The 20,887-nt window shown below is 67.4% G+C and carries 20 protein-coding genes and 1 pseudogene; 12 read left to right on the top strand and 9 right to left on the bottom strand.

The window, feature by feature from the left end; translation table 11 throughout:
* Nucleotides 1-17: 17 nt before the first annotated feature.
* From ACEN9N_RS16835 to ACEN9N_RS16800, 8 genes are all read right to left on the bottom strand, one after another.
* Complete coding sequence (locus ACEN9N_RS16835) at nt 18-620, bottom strand: LuxR C-terminal-related transcriptional regulator (RefSeq protein ID WP_007837193.1); 603 nt, start codon at nt 618-620, stop codon at nt 18-20.
* A 73-nt stretch (nt 621-693) separates the two neighbouring features.
* Nucleotides 694-2,025, bottom strand: a complete 1,332-nt coding sequence (locus tag ACEN9N_RS16830; protein ID WP_413315673.1) for a tryptophan--tRNA ligase — start codon at nt 2,023-2,025, stop codon at nt 694-696.
* A 12-nt stretch (nt 2,026-2,037) separates the two neighbouring features.
* The gene (locus tag ACEN9N_RS16825) at nt 2,038-2,694 is read right to left on the bottom strand and encodes a site-2 protease family protein (RefSeq protein WP_007837195.1); all 657 of its coding nucleotides are present in this window, start codon (nt 2,692-2,694) and stop codon (nt 2,038-2,040) included.
* A gap of 40 nt (nt 2,695-2,734) precedes the next feature.
* Complete coding sequence (locus tag ACEN9N_RS16820; protein WP_413315671.1) at nt 2,735-3,370, bottom strand: L-threonylcarbamoyladenylate synthase; 636 nt, start codon at nt 3,368-3,370, stop codon at nt 2,735-2,737.
* An 18-nt stretch (nt 3,371-3,388) separates the two neighbouring features.
* Nucleotides 3,389-4,366, bottom strand: coding sequence for a DMT family transporter (locus ACEN9N_RS16815; RefSeq protein WP_495654061.1), 978 nt, complete (start codon nt 4,364-4,366; stop codon nt 3,389-3,391).
* Complete coding sequence (locus ACEN9N_RS16810) at nt 4,363-5,220, bottom strand: 3',5'-nucleoside bisphosphate phosphatase (RefSeq protein ID WP_056593640.1); 858 nt, start codon at nt 5,218-5,220, stop codon at nt 4,363-4,365. The genes ACEN9N_RS16815 and ACEN9N_RS16810 overlap by 4 nt, the downstream gene beginning before the upstream one ends.
* A 97-nt stretch (nt 5,221-5,317) precedes the next feature.
* Nucleotides 5,318-6,361 (bottom strand): transporter, encoded by a 1,044-nt coding sequence (locus tag ACEN9N_RS16805; protein WP_007837212.1) that lies wholly within the window; start codon nt 6,359-6,361, stop codon nt 5,318-5,320.
* 9 nt (nt 6,362-6,370) lie between these two features.
* Nucleotides 6,371-8,002, bottom strand: a complete 1,632-nt coding sequence (locus ACEN9N_RS16800) for an inorganic phosphate transporter (RefSeq protein WP_495654060.1) — start codon at nt 8,000-8,002, stop codon at nt 6,371-6,373.
* Between the two features lie 146 nt (nt 8,003-8,148).
* Between ACEN9N_RS16800 and ppk2 the strand changes: the two genes are divergently transcribed.
* A complete protein-coding gene (ppk2, locus tag ACEN9N_RS16795) occupies nt 8,149-9,069 on the top strand; it encodes a polyphosphate kinase 2 (protein WP_413315666.1) in 921 nt (306 codons plus the stop codon).
* A 63-nt stretch (nt 9,070-9,132) separates the two neighbouring features.
* Nucleotides 9,133-10,173: an extracellular catalytic domain type 1 short-chain-length polyhydroxyalkanoate depolymerase gene (locus tag ACEN9N_RS16790; protein ID WP_495654059.1), complete on the top strand. Its 1,041-nt coding sequence runs from the start codon at nt 9,133-9,135 to the stop codon at nt 10,171-10,173.
* Between the two features lie 23 nt (nt 10,174-10,196).
* Here ACEN9N_RS16790 and ACEN9N_RS16785 read toward each other — a convergent pair whose 3' ends face one another.
* Nucleotides 10,197-11,123, bottom strand: a complete 927-nt coding sequence (locus ACEN9N_RS16785) for an AraC family transcriptional regulator (protein ID WP_413315664.1) — start codon at nt 11,121-11,123, stop codon at nt 10,197-10,199.
* Between the two features lie 116 nt (nt 11,124-11,239).
* On the opposite strand from ACEN9N_RS16785, the gene ACEN9N_RS16780 reads away from it, so the two are divergent.
* From ACEN9N_RS16780 to ACEN9N_RS16735, 10 genes and pseudogenes are all read left to right on the top strand, one after another.
* Complete coding sequence (locus ACEN9N_RS16780; RefSeq protein ID WP_007837222.1) at nt 11,240-11,626, top strand: hypothetical protein; 387 nt, start codon at nt 11,240-11,242, stop codon at nt 11,624-11,626.
* 73 nt (nt 11,627-11,699) lie between these two features.
* Nucleotides 11,700-12,395 (top strand): annotated as a pseudogene (locus ACEN9N_RS16775) (MFS transporter); the annotation flags it as partial.
* Nucleotides 12,396-12,445: 50 nt separating this feature from the next.
* Nucleotides 12,446-13,153 carry an MFS transporter gene (locus ACEN9N_RS16770; protein ID WP_495654058.1) on the top strand — a complete coding sequence of 236 codons (708 nt, stop codon included), beginning with the start codon at nt 12,446-12,448 and terminating at the stop codon, nt 13,151-13,153.
* 86 nt (nt 13,154-13,239) lie between these two features.
* On the top strand, nt 13,240-13,566 hold the full coding sequence (locus ACEN9N_RS16765) for a nucleotide pyrophosphohydrolase (RefSeq protein ID WP_007837225.1): 327 nt from the start codon (nt 13,240-13,242) through the stop codon (nt 13,564-13,566).
* A 116-nt stretch (nt 13,567-13,682) separates the two neighbouring features.
* Nucleotides 13,683-14,951, top strand: coding sequence for an urea ABC transporter substrate-binding protein (urtA, locus tag ACEN9N_RS16760; protein WP_007837226.1), 1,269 nt, complete (start codon nt 13,683-13,685; stop codon nt 14,949-14,951).
* A gap of 185 nt (nt 14,952-15,136) precedes the next feature.
* A complete protein-coding gene (urtB, locus tag ACEN9N_RS16755; RefSeq protein WP_495654057.1) occupies nt 15,137-16,684 on the top strand; it encodes an urea ABC transporter permease subunit UrtB in 1,548 nt (515 codons plus the stop codon).
* Nucleotides 16,681-17,919 carry an urea ABC transporter permease subunit UrtC gene (urtC, locus tag ACEN9N_RS16750; protein ID WP_495654056.1) on the top strand — a complete coding sequence of 413 codons (1,239 nt, stop codon included), beginning with the start codon at nt 16,681-16,683 and terminating at the stop codon, nt 17,917-17,919. The genes urtB and urtC overlap by 4 nt, the downstream gene beginning before the upstream one ends.
* Nucleotides 17,916-18,794: an urea ABC transporter ATP-binding protein UrtD gene (gene urtD / locus ACEN9N_RS16745; RefSeq protein ID WP_007837229.1), complete on the top strand. Its 879-nt coding sequence runs from the start codon at nt 17,916-17,918 to the stop codon at nt 18,792-18,794. The genes urtC and urtD overlap by 4 nt, the downstream gene beginning before the upstream one ends.
* A 12-nt stretch (nt 18,795-18,806) precedes the next feature.
* A complete protein-coding gene (gene urtE / locus ACEN9N_RS16740; RefSeq protein WP_495654055.1) occupies nt 18,807-19,499 on the top strand; it encodes an urea ABC transporter ATP-binding subunit UrtE in 693 nt (230 codons plus the stop codon).
* 132 nt (nt 19,500-19,631) lie between these two features.
* A complete protein-coding gene (locus tag ACEN9N_RS16735; protein WP_495654054.1) occupies nt 19,632-20,882 on the top strand; it encodes an MFS transporter in 1,251 nt (416 codons plus the stop codon).
* Nucleotides 20,883-20,887: the final 5 nt, after the last annotated feature.

The raw sequence follows: 20,887 nt of genomic DNA, 5'->3' as shown, positions 1-20,887 counted from the left end.
CAGAAACCCCGAGGGGGTTAACCAGATAGCAAACCGTTCGTGCGCGCGTAGTGCAGCGCCTGCGTACGGCTCTTCACGCCCAGCCTGCGGAACAGGCGCCACAGGTGCACCTTCACCGTGTGCTCGCTGATCTCCAGGTCGGTGGCGATGTCGCGGTTGCTCATGCCCTTGTCGAGCATGGCGATCAGCTGCGTCTGCCGCTTCGAGAGCTTGCCGCTGTTGGCGGCCGGCATCTCGTCGGCTTCGTCTTCCGAGCCTGCCATCAGCAGGCCGCGCAACGCCGCAGCCAGCTCGTTGGAGCTGGCCGACTTCTCGATGTAGGTGTCGGCGCCGGCCTCGATGCAGGCGTCCTCCATGTCCGCGGACGGCGCTGCCGAATACACGGCGATCGGCACGTTCGGATAGACCTGCTTGACCGCGATCACGCCCGACACGCCATTGGTGTCCGGGAGCTTCAGGTCCAGGCAGAAGAGGGTCGGCGCGCCACGCTGCTGCACAGAGCCCGCGAGCTTGTCGAGGCGCTCGAGCTCGACGATGTTCTCGGCCGGGCGCAAGCGCCGCAAGACCATCACGATCGCGTCGCGCATCAGGGGGTGGTCGTCGATGACATAAATGCTCATGTTTTCTTCCTTTGTGATCGCACCGTCTTCTCTCGTCCTGCTCACCGGCAGGTAAGCCGATGGGTTTGCCGGATCAACTCCCGCTGGTCGTGGGTGTTGCCTCCGCCAGTGCCTCAAGCGCCTCGGTGACGGCGCGTGTTTCTTCTGTTCCGATGGGGTCCAGCTGGCCGGCCAGCGCGGCCAGCGCTTCGCCGCGCTGCGTCTGCAAGAGCGCGATGGTACGGCCCGCTTCCTGCGGCGATGCGAATCCACGGCTCTGCAGCAGGGTTTCGCCGCGCGCATCCAACAGCTTGAAATAGAACAGCCCGTCCGCCTTCTCGCGGTACTGCTTGAAACTGGGTTTCGCGACCTTGGCCGCCCGGGCTTGCCCGGCGTCCTTGCCGGCCGCGAGATTGCGCAGGCCGACCGCATGGCGCAGGCTGGCCATGAAGGGCTTCGACAGGGCCTGCGCCTTCGCGGCGCCGGAGAGCAGGATGCGCTCGATTTGGGCCGGGTCGTTCATGAGCGCGTCGTAGCGTGCGCGCAGCGGCGCCACTTCCTGGTCGATGCGCTCGAACAGCAACTGCTTGGCGTCGCCCCAGCCGATGCCGTCGGCGTACGCCTTGCGCAGCGTCTCGGTTTCCTCGGCGCTGGCGAAGGCCTGGTAGATCTGGAACAGTGCCGAGCCTTCGGTGTCCTTGGGCTCGCCGGGCGCGCGCGAGTCGGTCACGATGCTGGCAATCTGCTTTTGCAGCTGCGCGCGCGGCGCGAACAGCGGGATCGTGTTGCCGTAGCTCTTGCTCATCTTGCGGCCGTCGAGGCCGGGCAGGGTGGCCACCGCGTCGTCGATCTCGGCTTCGGGCAGCGTGAAGTGCTCGCCGTACTGGTGGTTGAAGCGCTGCGCCATGTCGCGCGCCATCTCGATGTGCTGCACCTGGTCGCGGCCCACGGGCACCTTGTGGGCGTTGAACATCAGGATGTCGGCGCCCATGAGCACCGGGTACATGAAGAGGCCGGCCGTCACGTCGGCGTCGGGGTCCTCGCCCTTGGCCACGTTCTTGTCGAGCTGCGCCTTGTAGGCATGCGCGCGGTTGAGCACGCCCTTGCCGGTCACGCAGGTGAGGAACCAGGTCAGCTCGGGGATCTCGACGATGTCCGACTGGCGGTAGAAGGTGACGCGTTCCGGGTCGAGCCCGCAGGCCAGCCAGCTGGCGGCAATCTCGAGGGTGGAGCGCTGGATCAGCGCCGGCTCCTGCACCTTGATGAGCGCGTGGTAGTCGGCCAGGAAGAAGAAGCTCTGCACGCCGGGCGCGACGCTTTGCCGCACCGAGTGGCGGATCGAGCCGACGTAGTTGCCGAGGTGCGGCGTGCCCGAGGGCGTGATGCCGGTCAGGACGCGCAAGGAAGCTTTGGAAGACGAGGCCATTTGACGAAGAACTTAACGCAGCGGAGAAAGAAGGAGATTGATGAAGTCGTAGCCAAGGGTCATCAATGGCCGCATCCAGAAGGTGTCCAGGATTCTTGCAATGATCAATCCCATCACAATAAAGAAGCCAAAAGGTTCAATGCGGGCCAGGAAATTCTGTGCGGGCCCATTTGGCAGCAAGCCGGCGAGCACGCGCCCACCATCGAGCGGCGGTAGCGGGAACAGGTTCAAGGCGCACATGACGAGATTGACCCGGATGCCGGCTTCCGCCATCTCGCGAAAGAATTCCTCATCGATATCGAGAAGCTTGAGCGACGCCCAAACCAGCGTCCAAAGCAAGGCCTGAATGAAGTTCGACATCGGCCCGGCCAGCGCCACCCAGATCATGTCGCGCTTCGGATGGTGCAGCCGCCCGAAGTTGACCGGCACCGGCTTGGCATAGCCGAACAGGAAGGCGCCCGAGGTCGCGAAGTACAGCATCAACGGCATCAGGATGGTCCCGATGGGATCGATGTGCTTCATCGGGTTGAGGGTGACGCGTCCCATGACCTCGGCCGTGTTGTCGCCGAAATGGCGTGCCACATACCCGTGTGCCGCCTCGTGCACTGTGATCGCGAAGATCACCGGCAGCGCGTAGATCAGGATGGTCTGTATCAGGTTGGAATCCACTGGGCGATTGTGTCAGATGGGAGTGGTTATCAGCCCGATTTCAGAGGCCGAGCACGGCCAATGCACCGCGTCCCTGACGCACCACGACCGGGTCGTCGCCCGTGCCCATGGGCGTGAGGTCGACCACGGTGGTCGGCTGCGAAGGGCAGGCGCCGGCATCGATGACCGCGGCGATCTGCTTCTCGAAGCGCTCGCGGATGGTCTGCGCGTCGTTCAGCGCATCGGTCTCGCCGGGCGCGATCAGCGTGGTGGCCAGCAGCGGCGCGCCGTGCAGCGACAGCAGCTCCAGCAGCACCTTGTGGTCGGGCACGCGCAGGCCGATGGTCTTGCGCTGCGGATGGCTCACGCGGCGCGGCACTTCCTTGGTCGCTTCGAGCAGGAAGGTGTAGGGGCCGGGCGTGGCCGCCTTCAGCAGGCGGTACTGCTTGTTGTCGACGCGTGCGTAGTTGGCCAGCTCGCTCAGGTCGCGGCACAGCAGCGTGAGGTGGTGCTTCTCGTCGACCTGGCGGATGCGGCGCAGCTGGTCGACCGCGTCCTTGTCGTCGAGGTGGCAGGCCAGCGCGTAGCTGGAGTCGGTGGGCACGGCCACGATCTCGCCGCGCGCCAGCAGCGTGGCGGCCTGCTTCAGCAGCCGCTGCTGCGGGTTCTCGGGGTGGACTTCGAAGTACTGGGCCATGAAAGAACAATCTCCTGATCAGGATTCGGCGGGTTCGATGGGCACGCGGCGCTCGCGCACCGTGAGCCACGCACCGGCCGCGCCGCAGACCGCGATCAGCGCCATGCCGATGAGCGAATAGCGGTCGGGCATCTGTGAAAAAACGAGCCAGCCGCCCAGCATGGCAAAGGCGATCTGGGCATAGAGGTACGGCGTGAGCGTGGACGCCGGCGCGCGCTGGTAAGCCAGGATCAGGATGAAGTGGCCCACCGTGCCCATGAAGCCCATCAGGCACAGCAGCGCCCACCATTGCCAGGAAGGCAGGGCGGCCCATACGAAAGGCAGCGAGAACGACGCGAGCAGCGTGCCGACCCAGCCCGTGTAGAAGTGCATGGTGAGCGGGTTCTCGGTCTGCGCCAGTTTGCTGGTGAGCACCTGGAACCACGCGTTGGTCAGCACCAGCCCGATGGGCAGCAGGACCGCCCAGCCAAAGGCCTCGCCGCCCGGGCGCAGGATGACGAGCGTGCCGATGAAGCCGCCCGCCACCAGCATCCAGCGCAGCGGCGAGACCTGCTCCTTGAGCACGGTGGCCGCCAACAGCGTGATCACCAGCGGCGCGATCAGCACGATCGAAGTGAACTCGGCCAGCGGCATGTAGCGCAGGCTCAGGAAGGCCAGCGTGCTCGACACCAGCAGCAATGCGCCGCGCAGCAACTGGTAGCGCGGGTGCCGCGTGCGCAGCAGCGCCGTGCCGTGCAGCGGGAGCAGCACCGCCGTGGTTGCCACGGCCTGGAAGGCATAGCGAAACCAGACGGCCATCAAGATGGGCACGCCGATGGTCGAGAACTTGGTGGCGGTGTCGAGCGTGGCGAAGCAGGCGCTCGCGACCAGCACCATGCCGATGCCCGCGAGGATGCGTTCCGATTCCTTGCTGCGGCTGCGCTGCTGCGCCGCGCGTGCATTCGCCAGCGCAACGGTAGCTGCGTTGTCGATACCGGGCCCGGAACTCTGCCTCACTGCTGGATGCGATCGCCGAGCAGTTCCCACACAGGAGTGAGCGCACCGGGCAACGGCGGCAGCTTGCCGAGGTCGCAGTGGCTCTCGTCGGGGCTGTGGAAATCGCTGCCGCGCGAGGCGGCGAAATCGAATTCGAGCGCCTTGTCGGCGTACTCGACGAACTCGGCCGGCGTGTGGCTGCCGGTGACGACCTCGATTGCCTTGCCACCGTGCGCCTTGAATTCGAGGAACAGCGCGTACTCCTCGTTGGCCGTGAACTTGTAGCGGCCCGGGTGCGCGATCACGGCCATGCCCTTGGCGCCGGTGATCCATTGCACCGCGTCCTTCAGCGTGGCCCAGCGGTGCGGCACGTAGCCGGGCTTGCCTTCGGTGAGGAACTTGCGGAACACCTCGGGCGTGTCGCGGCAGTGGCCCTTCTCGACGAGGAAGCGCGCGAAGTGCGTGCGCGAAATGAGTTCGGGGTTGCCGACGAACTTGAGCGCACCTTCGTACGCGCCGTGGATGCCGACCTTGGCCAGCCCCTCGGACATTTCCTGTGCGCGCTTGCCGCGGCCCCCGCGCGTGTCGTAGAGGCCTTGCGACATGGCCGCGTCGTCGGCATCGAAGCCCAGGCCGACGATGTGCACCGTTTCGCCCGCGAAGGTCACGGAGATCTCGGTGCCGGTGAGGTAGCGCATGCCGTTGGCACGGGCCGCGGCGGCGGCGCGATGCTGGCCGCCGACCTCGTCGTGGTCGGTGAGGGCCCAGAGTTCGACCCCGTTGGCGGCTGCGCGCGCGGCCAGTTCTTCGGGCGTCAGCGTGCCGTCGGAGACCACGGAGTGGCAGTGAAGATCGGCATTGAGGATGGAGGACACCCCGCCATTCTAGGGGGTCTGGAACATCGATGCGGGCGCATGGATGCTGCGCGAGACGCTACTAAATAAATAGCATTACTGCGCCGTGGCATGGGGCTCAGCGCTTCTTGCGGAAAGCCGCCCAGGCCGCCACCGCGGTGAAGCTCGCGACGATCGCCACCACGATCCAGAAGCCGTGCTTGTGGTCCGCCAGCGGAATGCCGCCCACGTTCATGCCGAACAGGCCCGCCAGTATGTTGATCGGCAGCGCCAGCACCGTGACCACCGTCAGCACGAACAGGCTGCGGTTGTTGTCCTCGTTGACGTTGGCGGCGATCTCTTCCTGCAGCAGCTTGATGCGCTCCTGCAGCGCCTGCATGTCGCGCAGCACCACCGAGAACTCCTCGGTCGAGCCGCGCAGCGCCTGCGCGTCGGGCTCGGACATCCAGCCCGGAGGCCCCTGCAGCAGGCGGAACAGCGCGGCCGGCTCCGGCGCCAGCAGCCGCTGCAGCCGCACCAGCAGCCGGCGCAGCACGCCGAGCCGCGCGCGCTTGTGGTCGAGGCGGCCGGCGAGCAACTCGTCCTCGATGCGGTCGATGCGCGAGGTGACGCCGCGCACGATCTTCACCAGCACATCGGCCTGCGCACGCAGCAGGTGCTCGAGCAGCTCGGTGCTCGAGCGCGGCGCGTCGCCCGCCTTCACGGCCGTGCGCAGCGTGTCGACCGAGCGCAGCGGCTTGGTGCGCGCCGTGACCACGAGGCGCGGGCCCACGCTGATCCACAGCGTGGAGATGTCCGAGGGCTCGAAGCTGAACTCGAAATGCACGTCGTTGATGACGGCGATCAGCGAATCGTCGTCGCGCTCGATGCGCGTGGAGGGCAGGCCTTCGTGCAGCGTCTCGTAGAAAGTGTCGGAGAGGTTCGCGTGCCGCAACAGCCAGCGCTCCGCATGCGCGTGGCTCAGGTTGAAATGGAGCCAGACGTACGCGGGGTTTTCCTCGGTGCATTCACGGTCGCGCTCTTCGGCCAGCCATGCGGCGGCTTGCGCCGAGTCGATGGCCCGCGCGGGCTCGGCTGCCGAGGCGTCGAAGAGGTAACCGGAGATCAGCCCGGCTTCGTCGCCGCCATAGGACTGGGCGGCGAGGTCATGGAGTGCCGACAAGATGCGTGGTCAGAAGATGCGGGTGAACAGCCAGTAGAGCGACCCCGACAGCAGCATCGCCACCGGCAGCGTCAGCACCCAGGCCAGCGCGAGGTTGCGCAGCGTGGACATCTGCAGGCCCGAGCCGCTGGCCGTCATGGTGCCGGCCACGCCGGAGGACAGCACGTGCGTGGTCGACACCGGCAGCCCGTACATGTCGGCCGCACCGATGGTGATCATCGCCACCACTTCGGCCGAGGCGCCTTGCGCGTAGCTCAGGTGCGTCTTGCCGATCTTCTCGCCCACCGTGACCACGATGCGCTTCCAGCCGATCATCGTGCCCAGCCCCAATGCGATGGCGACCGCAACCTTGACCCACAGCGGGATGAAGCGTGTCGCATCGTCCAGCTCCTGGCGGAACGCGCCCACGCGCAGCTTCGTCTCGCCGTCGAACCTGGCGGCGCCGCTCTTGTCGAGGTGGCGGATGGCTTCGGAGGCCAGGTACATGTCGTTGCGCACGTTGGCGACGGCCTCGGCCGGCACCGCTGCGAGCGAACCGTGCCTGCGCACCTGCTCGCCGATGCTGCCCGCGCTGGCCGCGACCGCGGGGCCGAACTCGCGCGTGCGCACGTAAGTGGAAAGCGTCTCGCGCGCAGCGGCGGGTTGCGGCGCCGCCTGCTGCGCGGGCAGCGAACCGGGCACGCTGCGGTTCAGCGCGTTCTGCGCCATCTCGGCCACTGCCACGAACTTCACGGTCTCGTTGGCGGGCATCGCGCGGTTCAGCGCATAGGCCATCGGCACCGTGCCCACGAGGATCAGCATGATCAGTCCCATGCCCTTCTGGCCGTCGTTGGAGCCGTGCGCGAACGACACGCCCGTGCAGGTCAGGATCAGCAGGCCGCGGATCCACCACGGCGGCGGCTCGCTGCCCTTGGGCTCTTCATACAGTGCGCGGTTCTTCACGAAGGCGCGCAGCGCCAGCAGCAGAAGGGCGGCGCAGCCGAAGCCGACCATCGGCGACAGCAGCAGCGAATAGCCCACCTTGGTGGCCTGGGCCCAGTCGACACCGCTGGTGCCGTCGCGGCCATGCATCAGCGCATTGGCCACGCCCACGCCGATGATCGAGCCGATCAGGGTGTGCGAGGAAGAAGCCGGCAGCCCGAGCCACCATGTGCCCAGGTTCCAGATGATGGCGGCGATCAGCAGCGCGAACACCATCGCGAAGCCCGCGCCCGAGCCCACCTGCAGGATCAGTTCCACCGGCAGCAGCGCGATGATGCCGAAGGCCACCGCGCCGCTGGACACCAGCACGCCCAGGAAGTTGAAGAAGCCCGACCACACCACCGCGAAGTTGGGCGGCAGCGAGTGCGTGTAGATCACCGTGGCCACCGCGTTGGCCGTGTCGTGGAAGCCGTTGACGAACTCGAAGCCCAGTGCAATCAGCAGGGCCACGCCCAGCAGGATGTAGGGCACCCAGGTGGTGACCGGCGCGCCCGAGGCCGTGACGTCTCCGACCAGGCTCCAGGCCGTGAAGAGCAGGCCGGCGGCCAGCAGGCCCACGAAGGTGATGAGCGTGAGCGGGCCGGGCTTGGCGTCGAGCCTGGGCCGGTGCGCCGAGGACGCGGACGGCAACTCGGCATGCGGGGCTGCGAGCGTGTTCATGGGCGATTCTGGGGTGTTGGAGTGGCTTCGGATGGTGTTCGCGCCGTGTGACAACGGCGTGTCAATCGGCTTCGGGCCGTCACGCAGCCGTCATATGGGGCGAGCAGCATGCTTTTTCCGACCCTTTCACCTTCTTCTTGCCCACCATGCTGACGAGCGCACTTCCCGACCACGAAGACCTGATGCAACGCATCGCCCGCGACCTGATCGACAGCTACGACGAAGAGCTCGAACTGGAGATCGAGGACCGCAACATCGACGGCCTCGATCCGTCAGCCGCCGTGTCCGCCGACAAGGCTGCCCGCCAGGCCTACTTCAAGGAGCTGTTCCGCCTGCAGGGCGAACTGGTCAAGCTGCAGGACTGGGTGCAGCACAGCAAGCAGAAGGTCGTCATCCTGTTCGAAGGCCGCGATGCGGCGGGCAAGGGCGGCGTCATCAAGCGCATCACGCAGCGCCTGAATCCGCGCGTGGCCCGTGTCGCCGCATTGCCCGCGCCCAACGACCGCGAACGCACGCAGTGGTACTTCCAGCGCTACGCCGCGCACCTGCCCGCCGCGGGCGAGATGGTGCTGTTCGACCGCAGTTGGTACAACCGCGCCGGCGTCGAGCGCGTGATGGGCTTCTGCACGGACGACGAGTACGAGGAGTTCTTCCGCACCGTGCCCGAGTTCGAGAAGATGCTGGTGCGCTCGGGCATCAAGCTCATCAAGTACTGGTTCTCCATCACCGACGACGAGCAGCACATGCGCTTTCTCGGCCGCATCCACGATCCGCTCAAGCAATGGAAGCTGAGCCCGATGGACCTCGAGAGCCGCCGCCGCTGGGAGGAATACACCAAGGCGAAGGAAATCATGCTGGAGCGCACCCACATCCCCGAGGCGCCGTGGTGGGTGGTGCAGGCGGTCGACAAGAAGAAGGCGCGGCTGAACTGCATCAGCCACCTGCTGGGCCAGCTGCCCTACAACGAGGTGCCGCATCCGCCGGTGGAGCTGCCGGAGCGCGTACGCCATGCGGACTACCTGCGCCAGCCCGTGCCGGCCAACATGATCGTGCCGGAGATCTACTGAGGCGCCGGATGGCGGGGGGGCCGCCGTTTGGCCGCCCGGCGCTTTGCCTTCACACTGCGCGCCATGGCCCGTCGTTCCACCGCTTCCGTCTTCGCCCGCGCCTACGAGCGCAACCTCAAGGCACTCACCAAGCTCACGTTGAGCAACAGCAAGCGCGTGGCGGGGCAGGTGCAGCGCGCCACCGCCAAGCGGCTCAAGCCGCCGCCAGGCCGTGGCGACTGGCTCAGCGGCATGGCGATGGGGCCGGGCGGCGCGCGCGGCTATCACCTGTTCCGTCCGGCCGACCTGCAACTGCAGCCCGGCGAGAAACTGCCGCTCATGGTCATGCTGCACGGCTGCGGCCAGACCGGGCGCGACTTTGCCGCGAGCACGCGCATGAACGCGCTGGCCGTGCGCCAGCGCTTCCTGGTGCTCTATCCCGAGCAGGACCGGATCGCCCACCCGCAGGGCTGCTGGAACTGGTACGAGCGCCGCTCCGGCAAGGCCGACGCCGAAGCCGCGACGCTGATGGCCGCCATCGACCAGGCCTGCATGCTGTATCCCGTGGACCGCGACCGCGTGGCGCTTGCCGGTCTCTCGGCCGGCGCGAGCATGGCGGCCCTGCTTGCGACGCGCTATCCGAACCGCTTCCGCGCCGTCGTCATGCACTCGGGTGTGGCGCCCGGCGCAGCGAAGTCGTCGGCCACCGCCCTCGGCGCCATGCGCGGACAGAATGTGCCGCCGATGCCTGCCACGGCGGTCGGCAAGGCGATGGGCGCTGCGGCCGTCTTCACCACCTTGCCGCCGATGCTGGTGTTGCACGGCGATGCCGACGCGGTGGTCGCGCCGAGCAATGCCGTCAGCAGCGCCGCGGTGTGGGCCACGGCCGTGGGCGCGCGGCAGTCCGGGCCGCGCGACATGCAGCGCGGCAAGCGCCGCGCAATGCGCGTGACCGACTTCAGGCGCAAGGGCCGCGCGCTCGTCACGCTGTGCGAGATCGCGGGGCTGGGCCATTCGTGGAGCGGCGGCGCGCCGAAGCTGCTGTTCAGCGACCCCGAGGGGCCCGATGCCACGCGCATGGCCTGGGCGTTCGCGGCGGCGCAGTTCAAGGCCGCAGTGCCGTAGCGAAGGCCTGAAGAGAGAAGGGGCTATGCCGTGGCGCCTTCGCGCGCGGCCGCCCGCCACGCACCGGGCGCAATGCCCTTCTCGCGCTTGAAGGCCTTGCTGAATGCGGCCTCCGATTCGTAGCCCACCGCGCTTGCGATCGCGCCCACCGCGGCATCGCCCTGGCCGAGCATGTTGCCGGCCTTGAACATGCGCCATTGCGTGAGGTACTCCAGCGGCGACTGCCCCACACGTTCGCGAAAGCGCTGCGCGAAGGCGGAGCGCGACAGGCTCGCGGCACCGGCCAGCGCCTCCACCGTCCAGCCGTGTGCGATGTCCTTGTGCATGGCGCGCAGGGCCGGGCCGATGCGCGCGTCGGCCAGCGCGGCCAGCCAGCCGGTCTGCGATTCGCCATTCGCCGCGACGTGCGCGCGCACCGCCTGCACGAACACGATGTCGGCCAGCCGGCTCACGAGCAGGCTGGAGCCGAGACCCGGTTCGCCGGTTTCCATGGCCAGCAGCTGCAGCGTGCCCTGCAGCGCCAGGGCGCGTGCCTGCTCCATCTTCACGTGCAGCAGCACTGGCAACAGCGCCAGCAGCGGCTGCGCGGCGCGCTGGTCGAAGTGAAACCAGCCGCAGATCACCGAGGCCGCGGTGCCCGTGCCGCCCAGTTCCACCAGCCCGCCGATGCGGTCGCGCACGACGGAGGTGCAGCTCACCGTGGGCGTGTTCGGATGGTCGCGCAGCACGTAGGGCGTGCCGTGCGCCAGCACATAGCAGTCGCCCGCCGCCAGCGCCACCTGCTGCGCCACGCCCTCGACCTCGAGCAGGCAGCCGCCGCGCACCACGAGCCCGAAGCGCGCGCTCTCGCCGCCGGCCAGGCTCAGGCCCCAGGGTGCGCCGGCCTCGAGGCGGGCATACAAGGCGCTGCGCACGCGCATCGCGGCAAAGACATCGTCGAGCGGGTCCATGGGCGGCTCCTGTGGTGTTGGACGAATGGACAAGAAGGGTGGATTTTCGGGCATTCACTGTCCAGCAGTCGAGGCCGAAACTGCGGCTTCACTCTTGCAGCACACCGGAGCAGACCATGAATGAACGCAATGAATCCGCCGAACTCGCCGAGCGCTACGTCGCAGCCTGGAACGAGCCCGATGCCACCGCGCGCCGCACTGCGATCGCCGGCCTCTGGGTGCCCGAGGGCGAGCACTACGTGCGCACGCTGCAGGCCAAAGGCTACGAGGCGCTGCATCGGCGCGTCACCGGCTCGCACGAGAAGAACGTGCGCGATGCGGGCTTTCGCTTCGTCTGCGCGGGCGATGCCCAGTTCCTGCACGACGCGGTGATGTTCCATTGGCACATGGTTCCGGCCGCGGGCGGCCCGGTGGCCGCGCTGGGGCTGCAGTTCCTGGTGCTGGCCGGGGACGGCCGCATTGCCGTCGATTACCAATTCATCCTGCCGACGCCTTCCGTCTGAGCGGCCGGCGCATCGGCCATGACCTCGCAGGTCATTGTCGTCGCGCCCCTTTCTCCCAACACTGGTTACCACCATGACTCAGTCGAACATCGCTGCCTCGGCAGCATCGCTTTCTCCATCGGGCGGCCAGCAGAGCGCAGGCGCGACCGGGCCCGGCCGGCTCGGCTTGTGGGTCATGCTCAGCGGCACTTTCCTGGTGGTGCTGGATTTCTTCATCGTCAACGTCGCGCTGCCGTCGATGCAGCGCGAACTGCTGGCGAGCGCCGGCACCCTGCAGCTGGTGGTGGCGGGCTACGGACTGGCCACCGCGGCGGGACTGATCACCGGCGGCCGGCTCGGCGACCTGTTCGGCAGGCGCCGCATGTTCATGCTGGGCCTGCTGCTGTTCACGCTGGCCTCCGCGGCCTGCGGCTTCGCGCCGAATGCCGAGATGCTGGTGGCCGCGCGCGTGCTGCAGGGCCTGGCCGGGGCGCTGCTGCAGCCGCAGGTGCTGGCGATGATCGGGCTGGCCTACATCGGCGAAGGCCGGGCGCGCGCCTTCGCGGCCTACGGGCTCACGCTGGGGCTCGGTGCCACGCTCGGGCAACTGGTCGGCGGCCTGCTGATCCACGCCGATCCGGCGGGGCTCGGCTGGCGCAGCTGTTTCCTCATCAACGTGCCCATCGGGCTGCTGGCATTGGTGCTCGCGCCGCGCGTCATTCCGCCGCTGGCGAACAACGGCAACAGCAGGCTCGACCTCGCCGGCATGCTGCTGGCGGCCGCGGGCTCGGTGGCCGTGGTGCTGCCGCTGGTGGAAGGGCGCGAGCAAGGCTGGCCGCTGTGGAGCTGGCTGTGCCTTGCGGCCGCGCTGCCCTTGCTGGCCGCATTCGCTTTTCAGCAGCGCCGGCGCCACCAGCGGCGCTGCTGGCCAACGGCCGCTTTGTCACGGGCCTGCTCACCACGCTGGCCTTCTACGTGGGCAACGCCTCGCTGTACTTCGTGCTGGCGCTGTACCTGCAGCAGGGCCTGGCGCTGGGCCCGTTGGCGTCGGGCATGGTCTTCACTTCGCTGGCGGTCGGTTTCTTCGCGACGTCGATGGCCGGTGCGCGCCTCGCACGGCGTTTCGGCGGCAAGCCGCCCATCGCGCTCGGCGCCCTCGTGCTGGCGGCGGGGCATGCGCTGCAGTTCGTCAACGTGGCGGGATGGGCGGGCCACTCGCATGTGGTCGCCTGGATGGTCCCGCTGCTGCTGGTGCAGGGCGCAGGCCTCGGCATGGTGATGGCGCCGCTGGTGTCCACCGTGCTGGCCGGCCTGCCGCCGCAGCATGCGGGCGTGGCCTCGGGCGTGCTGTCGATGGTGCAGCAGGCGAGCAATGCGCTGGGGGTGGCGTTGATCGGGATCCTGTTCTATGGGAGGCTGGAGAATGCGACGGACACCGCTGCGTATTCGGGCGCGTTCGGGGTGGCGCTGGTGTACCTGATGGTGTCGGCTCTTCTCGTCGCGATGTTCCACTGGCGAGGCACCCGGCCCTCGCCGCCCCGGTTGTGACGCCTGCCCAATCCGGGTATGTGCATGCCCGGATGGGCTTCTTCCCTGGAGCCGTGCCACACTCGCCGCCCGACGACTGGTGTGCCATGGAATCCGATCTGACCTCAATCACCCAAGCCTTGCGCGACTTCGCCCAGGCCCGTAACTGGGAGCAGTTCCACTCCCCCAAGAACCTCGCGTCGGCGCTCTCGGTCGAAGCCGCCGAGCTGCTCGAACATTTCCAGTGGCTCACCGAAGCGCAGAGCCGCTCGCTGCCGGCCGACAAGCGCGCCGAGATCGGCACGGAGATTGCCGACGTCTTCCTCTACCTGCTCCAGCTTGCCGACAAGCTCGGCATCGACCTGGTGGAAGCGGCAAGAAGCAAGATGCTGGTCAACGCCCGGAAGTACCCGGCACCGCCGCCGTCCGCCTGAGTACCTCCGTGTACGCCACCCGGCGTATTTCCCCGTCCTGGTGCATTCCGCAAACTCCCTCCCACGCCAGCACAGCGCTGGCGCCAAGGTCAACCAACCCCGGAGCAGGAGTCCACATGCAACGTCGTTTCACACTCAAGGCGCTCACCGCCGCCGTCGCGCTGGCCAGCATTTCTGCTGCGCCCGCATTTGCCGCCGACACCATCAAGGTCGGCGTGCTGCACTCGCTGTCGGGCACGATGGCCATCTCGGAAACCGTGTTGAAGGACACCGTTCTGATGGCCATCGACGACATCAACAAGAAGGGCGGCGTGCTGGGCAAGCAGCTCGAACCCGTGGTGGTCGACCCGGCCTCCAACTGGCCCCTGTTCGCCGAAAAGACCAAGCAGCTGCTCGGCCAGGACAAGGTGTCGGTGATCTTCGGCTGCTGGACCTCGGTGTCGCGCAAGTCGGTGCTGCCGGTGGTCGAGGAAATGAACGGGCTGCTGTTCTACCCCGTGCAGTACGAGGGTGAAGAGCTCTCGAAGAACGTGTTCTACACGGGCGCCGCGCCCAACCAGCAAGCCATCCCGGCCGTCGACTACCTGATGAGCAAGGAAGGCGGCGGCGCCAAGCGCTGGGTGCTGCTGGGCACCGACTACGTGTACCCCCGCACCACCAACAAGATCCTGCGCGCCTACCTGAAGAGCAAGGGCGTGAAGGACACCGACATCGACGAGAAGTACACGCCGTTCGGCCACAGCGACTACCAGACCATCGTTGCCGACATCAAGAAGTTCTCGGCCGGCGGCAAGACGGCGGTGGTCTCGACCATCAACGGCGACTCCAACGTGCCCTTCTACAAGGAACTCGGCAACGCCGGCCTGAAGGCCAAGGACGTGCCCGTGGTTGCCTTCTCGGTGGGTGAAGAAGAGCTGCGCGGCGTGGACACCAAGCCGCTGGTGGGCCACCTTGCCGCATGGAACTACTTCATGTCGATCAAGAACCCGACCAACACGGCTTTCATCAAGCAGTGGAGCGAGTACGCCAAGGCCAAGAACATCGCCGGCCACAAGGACAAGCCGCTCACCAACGACCCGATGGAAGCCACCTGGATCGGCATCCACATGTGGAAGCAGGCGGTCGAGAAGGCCAAGTCGACCGACACCGACAAGGTGATCGCCGCCATGGCCGGCCAGACCTTCACGGCCCCCTCGGGCATCGTGTCGAAGATGGACGAGAAGAACCACCACCTGCACAAGAGCGTGTTCATCGGCGAGATCAAGGCCGATGGCCAGTTCAACGTGGTGTGGAAGACGCCGGGCCCGGTCAAGGCCAAGCCGTGGAGTCCGTACATCGAAGGCAACGACAAGAAGCCGGACCAGCCGGCTGGCAAGTCGCTGTAAGTGTGCTTTTCTCCCTCCCCCGCTGGGGGAGGGCAGGGGTGGGGGCTGGCGGCGGTCGATTCGAGCGCTGCGCTTGTGCAGGTGCCGCGTGCCCCCACCCCAACCCTCCCCCGGAAGGGGAGGGAGCCAACCCCAATCCCACTTTCAAGATGCTTCGACGAACCCTTCACTGCGCCTTTGCCGCCATGCTCCTCATGGCATCGGCCGCCCACGCGCTGACCGCCGACGAAGCCCGGGCCATCGCCTCCGGCGAATCCGAAGCCCGCATCGCCGCGCTCAACAAGGCCGTGCTCACGGCCGACGAGAAGACTGCCGCCTTCATCCAGGCGATGTCCGACGACGCAGTCAAGTACTCCGAAGACAAGGTCTTCGTGATGAAGGACGACAAAGGCTTCGACCCCGTCACCGGCGCCGAGCTGAAAGTGCCCGACACCGCCGAAGACGTCGTCAACAACAACCTCATGCGCGGCGCGCTCGATGCCGCGCAGGCCGCGCTCAAGCTCACGAGCAAGGACGACGCGGTGCGCGCCGAAGCCGCACAGGCCCTGTTCAAGGAGCCCGACGAATCACGCATCCCGATGGTCGAGAAGGCGCTGGCCGCCGAGACCAACCCGAAGATCAAGGCGCAACTCGAACTGGTGCGCGCCGCCAGCATGCTCACCAGCGCCGACAAGGCCAAGCGCCTCGTGGCCGCGAAGGAACTGGGCAACAACCGCAACCCCGACACCAAGCTGCTGCTCAATCAGCGCCTGGCCGACGAAACCGAAGCGGACGTCAAGGCCGCCATCGTCGCGTCCATCGCCAGCATCGACGGTTCGCTGGTCTGGGGCGACCGCATCAACGCCGTGTTCAGCGGCATCAGCCTGGGCTCGGTGCTGCTGCTCGCCGCGCTGGGCCTCGCCATCACCTACGGGCTGATGGGCGTCATCAACATGGCGCATGGCGAGCTGATGATGATCGGCGCCTACGCCACCTACGTGATGCAGGGCATCTTCCAGAAGTACCTGCCCGAGTCGACGTTCGGGCTGTACCTCGTCGCTGCGATCCCGGTGTCGTTCCTCGCATCGGCGCTGGTCGGCGCGGTGCTCGAACGCGGCGTGATCCGCTTCCTCTACGGCCGCCCGCTCGAGACGCTGCTCGCCACCTGGGGCATCAGCCTGATGCTGCAGCAACTCGTGCGCACGCTGTTCGGCGCGCAGAACGTCGGTGTGGAAAACCCCGGCTGGATGAGCGGCGGCTTCTCGATGCTGAGCAACGTCACGTTGCCGTGGAACCGCATCTGCATCATTATTTTTGCGGCGCTGGTGTTGCTCGCGATGGGATGGCTCATCGGCAAGACGCGGCTGGGCCTGTTCGTGCGCGGCGTCACGCAGAACCGTCCGATCGCCTCGTGCATGGGCGTGAACACGGCGCGCATCGACACCTACGCCTTCGCGCTCGGCTCCGGCATCGCGGGCCTTGCCGGCTGCGCGCTGAGCCAGATCGGCAACGTCGGCCCTGATCTCGGCCAGAGCTACATCGTCGACAGCTTCATGGTGGTCGTGATGGGCGGTGTCGGCCAGCTCGCGGGCACCGTGTATGCGGCGCTGGGGCTGGGCATTCTCAACAAGTTCATCGAAGGCTGGGCGGGCGCGGTGCTCGCGAAGATCGCGGTGCTTGTCTTCATCATCATCTTCATCCAGAAGCGGCCGCAGGGCATCTTCGCGATGAAGGGCCGGAGCGCAGAAGCATGAGCAAGGTTGTGTTGCCAACCAAAGGTCCGCTCCTGAGCGGCAAGGGCTGGACGGCCTTCTTCGTCGCGCTGATCGTGGTCTGCGCCGTGGCGCCGGTGCTCAACATGTGGGTGCCCGCCGGTAGCCCGCTGCACATGAGCGACTACGCGGTGGCGCTGGTCGGCAAGATCATGTGCTACGCGATCTGCGCGCTGGCCATGGACCTGATCTGGGGCTACACCGGCATCCTCTCGCTGGGCCACGGCCTGTTCTTCGCGCTCGGCGGCTACATGATGGGCATGTACCTCATGCGCCAGATCGGCCGCGACGGCAACTACAAGAGCGACCTGCCGGACTTCATGGTGTTCCTCGACTGGAAGACGCTGCCCTGGCACTGGACCTTCAGCGACAGCTTCGTTGCCACGCTGATATTGATCGTCGCGGTGCCGGGCCTGATCGCCTTCGTGTTCGGCTTCTTCGCCTTCCGTTCGCGCATCAAGGGCGTGTACTTCTCGATCATCACGCAGGCCATGACTTTCGCGGCCATGCTGCTGTTTTTCCGCAACGAGACGGGCTTCGGCGGCAACAACGGCTTCACCGACTTCAAGCGCATCCTGAACATCCCGATCGCCACGCAGGAGATGCGCATGACGCTGTTCGCGCTCACCGGCCTCACGCTGCTGGGCTTCTTCCTGTTTGCCAAGTGGCTCATCGGCAGCAAGTTCGGCCGCGTGCTGCAGGCCATCCGCGACGCCGAGACCCGCGTGATGTTCTCGGGCTACAACCCGCTGCCGTACAAGCTCACGATCTGGGTCATTTCCGCGATCATGTGCGGCGTGGCCGGCGCGCTGTACGTGCCGCAGGTCGGCATCATCAACCCGGGCGAGATGAGCGCGGCCAACTCCATCGAGATCGCCATCTGGGCGGCGGTAGGCGGGCGCGCGACGTTGATCGGGCCGATCATCGGCGCCTTCATCGTCAACGGCGCGAAGAGCTGGCTCACGGTGGCGTACCCCGAGTACTGGCTGTACTTTCTGGGCGCGCTGTTCATTGCCGTCACGCTGTTCCTGCCGAACGGCATCGTGGGGCTGGTGCGCAAGTGGTTGTCGAGGGAGAAGGCACCGGCGGCCGGCGCCACGGCGGCGGTGAGCGACGGCCGCGAAGAAGCGCAACGCGCACTCGCCGCCTCGCAGGGCATGGAGCCGGAATCGCTGCACGCGCCGCTGGGCGCCGAACCGAAGGGAGCACGCGCATGACCCCCGACCTGATGGAAGCTGGCGCCGAGCGCGCCGCCCGCGCCCGCGGCATGCCCTACGACAGCGGCAGCACCGAATCGGGTGGCCGCGCCGCCGACTTCGGCCGTCACGTCACGCCGGGCGAGGTCGACGTCACCCATGGCCGCATCCTCTACCTCGAGGACGTGAGCGTGAGCTTCGACGGCTTCAAGGCCATCAACAAGCTGTCGCTCGACATCGCGCCGGGCGAACTGCGCTGCATCATCGGCCCCAACGGTGCGGGCAAGACCACGATGATGGACATCATCACCGGCAAGACGCGGCCTGACGAAGGCACCGTGTTCTTCGGCAGCACCATCGACCTGCTGCGCCACCGCGAAGCCGACATCGCCCAGCTGGGCATCGGCCGCAAGTTCCAGAAGCCGACGGTGTTCGAGCACCTGACCGTGTTCGAGAACCTCGAGCTCGCGCTGAAGACCGACAAGGGCGTGCGCGCGTCGATGCTGTTCAGGCTCGACTCGGCGCAGAGCGACCGGCTGGCCGAAGTGCTGCAGACCATCCACCTCGCCGACAGCGTGTCGCGCCTGGCCGGCAACCTGAGTCACGGCCAGAAGCAGTGGCTCGAAATCGGCATGCTGCTGATGCAGGACCCGAAGCTGCTGCTGCTCGACGAGCCTGTGGCCGGCATGACCGACGAGGAAACGGCGCGCACGGCGGAGCTGTTCCTCACGCTCAAGGGCAAGCACTCGCTGATGGTGGTGGAGCACGACATGAGCTTCATCCGCACCATCTCCGAAATCGTCACCGTGCTGTGCGACGGCTCCGTGCTTGCGCAGGGCACGCTGGACGAAGTGCAGGCCGACGAGCGCGTGATCGAGGTCTATCTCGGCCGCTGAGGAACCGAACCCATGCTCACAGTCAAGAACATCCACCAGTACTACGGCGGCTCCCACATCCTGCGCGACGTGAGCTTCGAGGCCACGCTCGGCAAGGTCACCGTGCTGCTCGGCCGCAACGGCGTAGGCAAGACCACGCTGCTCAAGTCGCTGATGGGCCTCGTCCCCGTCAAGAGCGGCAGCATCGAACTCGAAGGCAAGCCGATCCAAAAGGCCACGCCCTACGACAGGGCCAGGGCCGGCATCGGCTTCGTCCCTCAAGGCCGCGAAATCTTCGCCAGGCTCACGGTGGAAGAAAACCTGCGCATGGGCCTCGCCTACAAGAGCGGCAGCACGCCCATCCCGCAGGAACTGTTCGAGCTGTTCCCCGTGCTCAAGCAGATGATCAACAGACGAGGCGGCGACCTCTCCGGCGGCCAGCAGCAGCAGCTCGCCATCGCGCGCGCCCTGGCCCCCAAGCCCAGGCTGCTGATCCTCGACGAACCCACCGAGGGCATCCAGCCCAGCATCATCAAGGACATCGGCCGCGTCATCCGCATGCTGGCCGACCGGGGCGACATGGCCATCGTGCTGTGCGAGCAGTACTACGACTTCGCGCAGGAGCTGGCCGACGACTACCTCGTGATGGAGCGCGGCGAGATCATCGCGCGAGGCCTCGGCAAGGACATGGAAGCGCAGGGCGTGCGGCAGCTGGTGGCGATCTGAGCCCACTGGCCAGGCCCTCGCGGCCCTGCCAGTACAAGGTCTTCGGCAATTGCGTATCGGCGCGATTTCAGGGTTTACCCTAAAATCGCGCCTTGCCCGCGGCCGCCGGGCACCCCTCCCAGGAGCCTGGCCTTGAACGCCTCCCCACCCGCGTCGGACAGCGCGGTCACCGACATTTCTTCCTTTTCCCTGCCTTCGGGCAAGCCCGCCAACTTCCTGCGCGCGGTGCTCGCGCTCGGCGTCGGCGGCTTCGCCATCGGCACAGGCGAGTTCGTCATCATGGGCCTGCTGCCCGAGGTGGCGAAGGACATCGGCGTGAGCATTCCCCAGGCCGGCCACGTCATCAGCGCCTATGCGCTCGGCGTGGTCATCGGCGCGCCCGTGCTCGCGGTGCTGGCCGCCGGCTGGCGCCGCCGCGCGCTGCTGATCGTGCTCATGGCCGTGTTCGCGGCCGGCAATTTCGCCAGCGCCGCGGCTCCCAACTACCTGCTGCTGAACCTGCTGCGCTTCGCCGCCGGACTGCCGCACGGCACCTACTTCGGCGTGGCCGCGCTGGTGGCCGCCACGCTCGCTCCGCCGGGGCGCCGCGCGCGGGCCGTGGGGCTCGTGATGCTGGGGCTCACCGGTGCCACGCTTGTGGGCGTGCCCATCGCGGCATGGCTGGGCCAGTTCTTCGGCTGGCGCGCGGCCTTCGTGTTCGTGGGCCTCATCGCGCTGGTGGCCATCGCGCTGCTTCGCCGCGACATTCCCGACATGGCGCCCGCCGCCGGCGCCAGCCCCTGGCGCGAACTCGGCGCGCTCAGGCGCAAGCAGGTGTGGTTCACGCTGGGCATCGCCGCCATCGGCTTCGGCGGCATGTTCTCGGTGTTCAGCTACATCAAGCCCACGCTGATCGAGGTGGCCGGTATGCCGGTGGGCGGCGTGCCCATCGTGCTCGCGCTCTTCGGCCTCGGCATGGTGGTGGGCAACCTCGTGGGCTCGCGGCTGGCCGACAAGTCGCTGATGCGCACCATCGGCGGTGTCCTGGCCTATGCGGCGCTGGTGCTCGCGGTGTTCACCTTCGCGGCGCACCATGTCGTGGCTGCAGCATTCACCGTGTTCCTCATCGGCTCGACCGTGGCCATCGGCCCGGCCCTGCAGATCCGCCTGATGGACGTGGCCGGCGACGCGCAGACGCTCGCCGCCGCGCTCAACCACTCGGCCTTCAACATGGCCAACGCGCTCGGCGCATGGCTTGGCGGCGTGGCGATTTCCGCCGGGCTGGGCTGGACTTCGACCGGCTGGGTCGGCGCACTGCTCGCTCTGGCGGGCCTGGGCATCTTCGGCTGGGCGATCGCAAGCGCCCGTGCCGCCGCACGCCGGCCGGCCGCCGTCGCCTTCTGAGCCGG

This window comes from Variovorax sp. Varisp46 (assembly GCF_059491885.1).
Note: the sequence above shows the minus strand (reverse complement) of the source record. Positions and strands in the feature narration are given on the sequence as shown.

Coding starts and splice junctions, on each gene's coding strand:
- ACEN9N_RS16835 (WP_007837193.1), bottom strand. CDS start 620: ATGAGCATTTATGTCATCGACGACCACCCCCTGATGCGCGACGCGATC.
- ACEN9N_RS16830 (WP_413315673.1), bottom strand. CDS start 2,025: ATGGCCTCGTCTTCCAAAGCTTCCTTGCGCGTCCTGACCGGCATCACG.
- ACEN9N_RS16820 (WP_413315671.1), bottom strand. CDS start 3,370: ATGGCCCAGTACTTCGAAGTCCACCCCGAGAACCCGCAGCAGCGGCTG.
- ACEN9N_RS16800 (WP_495654060.1), bottom strand. CDS start 8,002: ATGAACACGCTCGCAGCCCCGCATGCCGAGTTGCCGTCCGCGTCCTCG.
- ppk2 (WP_413315666.1), top strand. CDS start 8,149: ATGCTGACGAGCGCACTTCCCGACCACGAAGACCTGATGCAACGCATC.
- ACEN9N_RS16790 (WP_495654059.1), top strand. CDS start 9,133: ATGGCCCGTCGTTCCACCGCTTCCGTCTTCGCCCGCGCCTACGAGCGC.
- ACEN9N_RS16785 (WP_413315664.1), bottom strand. CDS start 11,123: ATGGACCCGCTCGACGATGTCTTTGCCGCGATGCGCGTGCGCAGCGCC.
- ACEN9N_RS16780 (WP_007837222.1), top strand. CDS start 11,240: ATGAATGAACGCAATGAATCCGCCGAACTCGCCGAGCGCTACGTCGCA.
- ACEN9N_RS16765 (WP_007837225.1), top strand. CDS start 13,240: ATGGAATCCGATCTGACCTCAATCACCCAAGCCTTGCGCGACTTCGCC.
- urtA (WP_007837226.1), top strand. CDS start 13,683: ATGCAACGTCGTTTCACACTCAAGGCGCTCACCGCCGCCGTCGCGCTG.
- urtB (WP_495654057.1), top strand. CDS start 15,137: ATGCTCCTCATGGCATCGGCCGCCCACGCGCTGACCGCCGACGAAGCC.
- urtC (WP_495654056.1), top strand. CDS start 16,681: ATGAGCAAGGTTGTGTTGCCAACCAAAGGTCCGCTCCTGAGCGGCAAG.
- urtD (WP_007837229.1), top strand. CDS start 17,916: ATGACCCCCGACCTGATGGAAGCTGGCGCCGAGCGCGCCGCCCGCGCC.
- urtE (WP_495654055.1), top strand. CDS start 18,807: ATGCTCACAGTCAAGAACATCCACCAGTACTACGGCGGCTCCCACATC.